At 68.8% G+C, this 1,444-nt stretch carries 1 protein-coding gene and 1 pseudogene; one reads left to right on the top strand and one right to left on the bottom strand.

Annotated features, from left to right (window positions below; genetic code table 11):
• Positions 1 to 707, top strand: a 707-nt coding sequence (locus KBX53_RS32760; protein ID WP_210863734.1) for an endo-1,4-beta-xylanase, incomplete at its 5' end; no start/stop codon positions are given.
• Positions 708 to 901: 194 nt separating this feature from the next.
• Here KBX53_RS32760 and KBX53_RS32755 read toward each other — a convergent pair.
• A pseudogene (locus KBX53_RS32755) lies at positions 902 to 1,444 on the bottom strand (hypothetical protein); the annotation flags it as partial.

Below are 1,444 nucleotides of genomic sequence, written 5' to 3'. Positions count from 1 at the left end.
ACTTCAAGTCGCGTGGTGTGCCGATCGACTGCGTCGGGTTCCAGTCGCACTTCAACAACGACTCGCCCTATGTGAGCAACTACCGCACCACGCTGTCGAGCTTTGCGGCTCTCGGTGTGGACGTCCAGATCACCGAGCTGGACATCCAGGGCGCGTCGGCCAACACCTACCGCAGCGTGGTGGAGGACTGCCTCGCCGTTTCGCGCTGCAACGGCATCACCGTGTGGGGCATCCGGGACAGTGACTCGTGGCGGGCCTCCCAGACCCCGTTGCTGTTCAACAGCAACGGCTCGAAGAAGCCGGCGTACGACGCCGTCCTCGCGGCGTTGAACAACGGCACCACGCCGACCGACCCGCCCACCGACCCGCCGACCGACCCGCCGACCGATCCGCCCACGACCCCGCCGCCGGGGACGGGTGGCTGCACGGCCACGGTGACGGTGAACCAGTGGACGGGTGGCTTCGTGGCGAACGTTCGGGTGACGGCCGGATCGTCGGCCCTCAACGGCTGGACGGTGACGATCGCGCTGCCGTCGGGCGCGACGGTCACCAACGCGTGGAGCGCCGACCGCAGCGGTAACAGCGGCACGACAACCTGGACGAACGTGTCGTACAACGGCCAGGTCGGCGCCGGACAGTCCACCGAGTACGGCTTCCAGGCCAACGGCACCGCCGGCACTCTCAGCCCCACCTGCTCAGCCCGCTAAACCCTGGTCCGGGCGGTGCGGAGGCCGGTCCGCCGCACCCGCCGGGCCCCCCCCCCCCCCCCCCCCCGCCCGCACCACCCCACCCCCCACCCCCCGAGCGGGTGATCAAGAGGTTTGCGTCACGACACGCCGTGGACGCTGACCGAAATCTCTTGATCACCGAGTCGAGGTGGGGGTGAGCCCGATTGGGGACGTTAGGAGGTGCAGATCTTCTTGGGCGGTTGGATGTCCAGTTTGGTGAAGACGTTGTCGACTCTGCCGATGCCCGCCTTCGCCGCGATCGGTCCGGCGTTCACCAGATCGAGGAACGCGTTGATCGCCCTCGTCAGGCCAGCGGGAATCGTGTAACCGACGCCGTAGTCCAGGTACAGGCCGAGCTGGGTGCTGCGGCACAGCACGAGCGGTGCCCCCAGCGCGGAGCCGACGGTCAGCCCCACCGAGGCGGTGACTGTCGCGTACAACCCGGCGGTGAAGCCGCGCGCACCCAGACCAGCCCGGAACGCGGCCTGGTAGTGCACGATGATCCCGTTCACGCCGACCGACGGGCCGCTGATCGAGTCCGTGATGCTGTTGCGGACGCTGAGGCGCCAGGGCTCGGTAGCGCCGAACGCGCCGTTGGCGTAACCGAACCCCATGGAGCCGCCCAGCGACCACTCGCCGGCCGCCTTGATGTTGCCGTCCTTGGCGCTGAAGGCCGTCTGCACGCCGATGAGCTGGTTGGCGGTGACCGAGAACGG

Origin of the sequence: Micromonospora sp. M51 (genome assembly GCF_018070305.1) — a bacterium.
Lineage (GTDB): Bacteria > Actinomycetota > Actinomycetes > Mycobacteriales > Micromonosporaceae > Micromonospora > Micromonospora parva.
This window is presented reverse-complemented; position numbering and strand designations above follow the sequence as displayed.